The sequence below is a fragment of the Streptomyces sp. NPDC029956 genome, from assembly GCF_055574655.1.
Genome location: NZ_JBVHZJ010000114.1, coordinates 1 through 6,803, shown reverse-complemented (window position 1 = coordinate 6,803; position 6,803 = coordinate 1). Strand labels below are relative to the sequence as shown.

The following is a 6,803-nucleotide window of genomic DNA, read 5'->3' as shown; positions in this document are numbered from 1 at the left end:
CCGGTGGTGCGTCGGGGGCGGTGGACTGGGCGGGTGTGCATGCCGGCAAGGGCCACCGCACGATGACCCTCCCCACCTACCCCTTCCACCGACAGGACCTGGTGGCGCCCCCGGCCCGCAGCGCACGCGCCGCGAGCACCGTGGGCCACCCTCTGTTCGACCGTCACTACGAGCACCGGAGCGAGGGACAGTGACGCACACGGCCGAGACGTACGAGAAGACGTTCACGGGCCAGGAGCCCTTCATCGCCCAGCATCGTTCCGCGGGAACCGGGCTGCTGCCCGCAGCCGTGCAGCTGGAGATGGCGCTCGTGGGCATCGCCCGACGCCGCCCGTTCGCTCCCCTGGAGCTGACCGGCGTGTCGTTCCTCCGCCCCCTCATGGTCGCCGACCAGGCCCCCGCGCCGGTCCGGCTGGACGTGATCCCCGGGCCCGACCGGACCCGCTTCGAACTGACCACCGTCGTGGCCGGTGACCGCAAGCAGCTGTCCACCGGCGCCGGACGGTTCCTCCCGGCGGACGCGCGGCCTCCACGCGTCGAACCGGACCGCGGACCCGCCGGTGCGCGGGACATCGCCCCGGAGCGGCTCTACACCGGATGGGAGCGCGAGGGACTCCAGTACGGCCCCGACTTCCGCACCGTCCGCGCGCTCTCCGTCGGCGACGCCGGAACGGCCCGTGCCACCCTGCGGTCCGACGCCGAGCCGATGCCCTGGTACGCCCACCCGCTGCTGGTGGACGGTGTCTTCCAGGTCGTCAGCTGCGCGCTCCAGGACCTGACGGGCCCGGACGGCCCCTACCCCATGCTGCCGATCGGCGTGGAGCGGCTCGCCCTCTTCACCGACCTGTCGGCGCTGACCGGCGGGGTCACCCTCCACGCCCGCCGCACCGGCGTCGACGGTGCCTACGCCACCGCCGACGCACTGCTGCTGGGATCCTCCGGCGACGTCCTCGCCGAGTTCCAGGGCGTACGGATGCGACGCACGACCACGGTGACGCGCACGCCCGCAGCGGCGACCGGCGCACCGGCCTCCGCTGCGGTGGCCGGTGCGGCACGGACGCCCGACCCCGCCCCGGTCCGGCGGGAGCCGCTGCCCGTCTCCCGCATCGACTGGCACTCCGAGGAGGGCGACGCCGCCCGCCGTGAACCGGCGTCCGGCACCTGGGTGGTCCTCCACCACGGCCCGGCCGACCGGCTCGGCACCGGCGCCGCCGAGGCGCTGCGCGCCGACGGCGCCCGCGTCGTGGAGGTCGCCGCCGGCCCGGGCGCCGCCCCCGACCCCGACCGGCTGACGCTGGACCGGCCCGACCAGGAGACGTTCCGGCGGCTCTGGGAGGAGATCGGCGACCCCGTCGCGGGCGTGGTCCACCTGTGGAACGCCGACGGCCCGACCGACGGCCGCCGGGGCGAGGAGGAGGAACTGGGCCTCGGCCTGTACGCCTGCCTCGCCGCCCTGCGGACCCTCGGCGAGCGGCAGCGCAAGTCCCGCTTCCTTGTCGTGACCCGTGACGGCCAGCCCGTCGCCGACGGCGACCGGCCGGTGCCCGCCCGCGCCGCCCTGTGGGGCCTCGTGCGCACCGCCGCCATCGAGTACCCGGGCCTGCGCCCGCGCATCGTCGACCTCGGAGGCGACCCCGGCACGCTGCTCCCCGCCCTCCTGGCGGAACTCGGCGACGCACGGGGGCCCGTCGAGACCGGATACCGCGGCGACGTCAGGCACGTGCCCGTCCGGGTGCGGGACCGCTCGGCGTACGCCACGCCGCGCCCCGCCGGGCAGGGCCCCGTCCGGCCCGGCGGACGCTACCTCGTCCTCGGCGGCCACGGAGGCCTGGGCCTTGAGGTGGCCGAGCGGTTGGCCCGCGAGGGCGCCGGCGTCGTCGCGCTGGTCTCCCGCTCCGGCGGGAACCCCGCCTCCGACGAGCGGACCGCCGCCATCGCCGCCCACGGCTGCCTGGCCGTCTCGTACAGCGCGGACATCACCGCCCCCGGCGCCCTGACGGCGCTGGTGGAGAGGATGCGGCGGGAGCACGGCGACGTGCACGGCGTCATCCACGCCGCGGGCACCCTCAGGGACGGGCTGATCCGCAGCGCCACCGCCGAGGACGTCGCGGCCGTGATGCGGCCCAAGGCCGACGGGGTCCGCGAGCTGGCCGCCGCCGTCACCGGGAGCGACCTCGACTTCGCGGTGCTGTTCGCCTCCGTCTCCGGCACGTTCGGCAACCTCGGACAGGGCGGCTACGCCGCCGCCAACGCCTACCTCGACGGCTATGCCCACGCGCACGGCGCGCCGTGGCTCAGTGTCGACTGGGGCCTGTGGGGCGAGGTCGGCATGGGCACCGCCGTCGCGGACCAGCTCCGGGCGCGCGGCGTCCGGCCGCTGACCACCGCGGAGGGCCTGGACGCCCTCATCGCAGTCCTGGGAGCGGAGCAGTCCGTCCGGCAGCTCGTCATCGCCCACCCGGACGCCGGCACCGAGTTCGTCGAGCCGGAGGACCAGAAGGGCGCCGTCTCCGCCGCGACCGCGGGCGCCGGATCGCTCGCTTCCGGTCACACGGAGCGCGCCGACGGCTCCGGTGGGACGGCAGGGGACGCACTGGAGCGTGTCGCCGACGCGCTGGCGGGGTTCCTCGTGGAAAGGCTGGGAATCGCGTCCCTCGACCGCGACGCGCTCCTGTCGGACTACGGCATGAGTTCGATCATGAGCGTCGAGCTGTCCGAGGAGTTGTCACGCCGGTGGGGTGTCAGTCTCCCGGCCACGCTCTTCCTGGAGTACGGGGCCTTCGACGAACTGGCGGAGGCGCTCACCGAGCGCTACGGCGCGGCGGCGGCGCTGCCGGAACCGGCCGGGGGCGACGCCGCCGGTGCCGCCGGAACCGAGGCAGCCGCTGTCGAGCCCGCCCAGCCTGCCGAGCCCGCCCTCTCCGAGGGCGCGGCCGGTTCCGCGACCCCTTCCGCTCCTGCCGCCTCGATCGTCCCCGCCCCCGCCGCCGCTCCGCAGCGCCCCCGGCGTTCGGCGGCGCGCGGACGCGACCTGGACGTCGCCGTCGTCGCCGTGTCCGGGGACCTCCCCGGCGCACCCGGCGGCGTGGCCGACCTGTGGCCGATGGTGCGCGCGGGAGCCCACGCCTTCACCGACGTACCCGCCGGACGTTGGGACGTCGACGCCCACTTCGAGCAGCGCGGGCCGCGTATGACGGGCACGTACTGCCGCAAGGGCGCCTTCCTCGCCGGCGCCGACCGGTTCGACCCGGGCTTCTTCGGCATCTCGGTGCGCGAGGCCGAGGAGATGGACGTCCAGCAGAAGCTGCTGCTGGAGCACGCCTGGGCGGTCCGGGACGAGGCCGGCCTCGCCGGCCGCCGCGACATCGGCGTCTTCGTCGGCGCCACCTACACCCACCACCGCGACACGCGAGGGCTGGAGACCGTGGGCCCGCACACCGCGCTCGGCTCCATGAACGCGGTGCTCGCCAACCGGATCTCGTACGCCCTCGACCTCACCGGCCCCTCGCAGACCGTCGACACCCTCTGCTCGTCCTCGCTCGTCGCGATCCAGCAGGCGGTCGCCGCGCTCCGCGCCGGCCACTGCGGCGCCGCGATCGTGGCGGCCTGCCAGGTCGGCCTGACGCCCTGGTACTACCGAAGCCTCAGCCAGCTCGGCGCCCTGTCGGAGGGCCTGCCGAAGCCCTTCGACGAGCATGCGGACGGCTTCCTCCCCGGCGAGGGAGCCCTCGCCGTCCTGCTGAAGCCGCTCGCGGACGCGGAGCGCGACGGCGACCTCGTCTGGGGTGTCGTCCGGGGTACGGCCGTCAACCACGGCGGGCGCGGCAGCGCCCTGCCCGTGCCCCGCAGTGAGGCGCAGGCCGCCGTCGTCCGCGCGGCGTTGGACGATGCCGGGCTCGCCCCGGCCGACATCTCCCTCATCGAGACCCACGGCACCGCGACCCGGCTCGGCGACCCCATCGAGCTCGCCGCCCTCACCGAGGTGTTCGGCGGCGACCCCGACCGCGAAGGCCCGTGCCACCTCGGCGCCGTCAAGGGCAACATCGGGCACCTGGAGCCCGCCGCCGGGCTCGCCGGACTCGTCAAGGCCCTGCTGTGCCTGCGGCACGGGGAGATCCCCCCGGTCGCCGGGTTCGAGAAGCCCAGCAGCCACCTCGACCTGTCCTCCGGGCCGTTCGAGATCCCGACCGAGCCCCGCCCATGGACCTCTGCGGGACCGCGGCGCTTCGGTGTCAGCTCCTTCGGCATGGGCGGCACCAACGCCCACGTCGTCGTCGAGGAGTACGTCGGGGACCCCCGTGCCGGCGAGACCGGCGACGGACCGGCCGCCGAGGCCGCCCACGAGGACGGCGCCGCCGGCGAGCACCTGCTGGTCCTCTCCGGCCATACCCCGGAGGCCCTGCTACGGCGCATTGCGTCCACGCGGGCGGCGCTACGCGGGGAGACCGCCTCCGGCTTACGGGAACTGTGCCGTTCCAGCGCCGTCGGACGCGACCACCGGGCGCACCGGATCGCCGTGCTCGGAGGCACCGCCTGGGAGATCGGCGCCGGACTGGACCACGCCCTGCGCCTCGCGGACTGGGCACCCGGCACCGTCGTGCGCGGCTCCGTCGTGGTGGAGACCGCCTCGGCCGGGCTCGGCGTCCACGCACTCCGCCACGTCGGAGGCGCGGCCGTCGACTGGGCGTCCGTGTACCCGGACCCGGCGGTACGCCGCCGACCGCTGCCCCCGTACCCGTTCGGCGCGGCCCCCGCCGCCCCCGCCCCCGTCGCCCCCACGGACGCGTCGGCCGGAGCCCCGGCCGCTGCCCAGGGAGAGGACGTGGCCGAGGCCGTGCGCAGGCTCTCGCGTGCGCACCGCGTACTCGGCGAGGAGACCGTGCCCGGTGCGGTGCCCCTCGCCCTGGGGCTGCGGGCGGCCGGTGAACTGCGTGCCGTCGCCTTCACCGGCCGGGGGAGCGGCCCGCACGCGCTGACCACCGACCTGGACGAGCCGGGCCGCACGGGTCCGGCTGCCTTCCGGCACGCCGGCCGCACCATCGCCCGGCTCACCACCGGCGCCGCCGAGGCCGGGCCCGCGCCCGCCGCCCGGGACCTGGACGCCCTGCGCGCGGAGCCGGGCCGCGGCCTGGAGCCCGCGGGCCTCTACGCCTGGTTCGCCGCCAAGGGCATGGAACTGACCGCCCCGCTCCGGTCGATCACCGAGGTCCACTACGGACCCCGCCGGGTCCTGGCCCGCGTCGACATCCCGGCCGGCAGCCGCCTGGAGGCCGAGGCGGCGGCGCTCGACGCCGCCCTCCAGGCCATGGCCGTGCTCACCCTCGGCGACCCCGAGGCGCCGACCGGCACCTTCCTGCCGGTCGCCATCGAAGGCGCCACGCGTTGGGGCGACCCCGCGCGCACCGAGTTCGTGCTGCTGGAGGGTGCCGAGGCGGGCGCCGACGGCGTGCGGCGCGGCGACGTCGACCTGTTGGCGGACGACGGCCGGGTCCTGGTCCGCCTCGAAGGCATCGAGTACCGGACGGTGGCGGGGGACAGCACGGGTACCGGCGGCCACGCCGCTACCGCCGCCTTCACCGGTACCAGCGCCGACACCAGCGCCGGCAGCGCCGACACCGCCGACACCGCCGGTAAGGTCGGCGGCGAGGGCAGGGGCGCGGACACGTCCGGCCCCGCGCCCCGCGCGGCACGGCTGGCGGCGGCCGAGGCGGCCGTCGTCGAGGCGGTGCGGGCGGCCCTGCACGACCCCCACATCACCGCGACCACGTCGCTGTCCGCCGTCGGCATCGACTCGATGCTCGCGACGGCCGTCGCCGCCGACCTGGACGAGAGGTACGGGGTGCCGCTCAGCCCGACGGACGTCCTGGACGCCGCCGACTGCCGCACCCTCGCCGCCCACGTCGCCGAGCTGGCCCCGGAGGACGCCTTCGCGCGGCTCGAGGCCGAGGCGGCACCTGCCGCCGAAGCGGCGCCGCGGGCCACCGGCGAGGCCACCGGCCAAGTCCCTCACCGGGCCTCCGGCCGGGCCGCCGACCCGGCCGCGCTCTACGGCGCGTACCCCGGCGAGGAGGTCTCCGCCGACGACGTGGCCGTGATCGGGCTGGCCGTGGCCCTGCCCGGCGCCACGGACCCGGAGGGACTCTGGGACCTGATGGCCGAGTCCGGCGACCGGGTCGGCCCCGCGCCCGCGCACCGCTGGGGCAGGTACGCCGACGGGCGGGAGCCGGACGTGGGCGGGTTCCTCGACGGCGTCGAGGAGTTCGACGCCCGGTTCTTCGACTTCTTCCCCAAGCAGGCCGAGGCGCTCGATCCGCAGGCCCGCTGGCTGCTCCGCACCACCTGGGAGGCGCTGGAGTCGGCAGGCCTGCCGCCGCGCGGACTGTCGCCCGCCACGGGCGTGTTCGTCGGGGCCAGCTATCAGCACTACAAGGACTACAACCTCTCCCCGGAGCTGGACGCCCCCGCCGGCCTGGGCAACCACAACGCCTTCCTGGCGAACCGGGTGAGTTTCTTCCTGGATCTGCACGGGCCGAGCATGACGATCGACACGTTGTGCTCGTCGTCGTTGGTGGCGTTGCACACGGCGGTGCGGAGCATCCGCGCGGGGGAGTGCGAGCAGGCCGTCGTCGCCGGCGTCCGGGTCGCCATGTCCCCGCTGCACTACGTCGCCATGCGGAACCTGCGCGCCCTGTCGCCCTCCGGCCGCTCGCGGCCGTTCGATTCGGGTGCGGATGGGTTCGTGCCGGGTGAGGGGGTGGTGACGGTGGTGTTGAAGCCGTTGCGGGCGGCTCTGCGTGATGGTG

The 6,803-nt window shown here is 76.2% G+C and carries 1 protein-coding gene and 1 pseudogene; both read left to right on the top strand.

What is annotated here, in order from left to right; genetic code table 11:
- Window positions 1-194, top strand: a pseudogene (locus ACZ4XX_RS40035) (acyltransferase domain-containing protein); the annotation flags it as partial.
- On the top strand, window positions 191-6,803 hold a 6,613-nt coding region (locus ACZ4XX_RS40030), incomplete at its 3' end, for an SDR family NAD(P)-dependent oxidoreductase (RefSeq protein ID WP_468512739.1). The pseudogene ACZ4XX_RS40035 and the gene ACZ4XX_RS40030, both read left to right, overlap by 4 nt.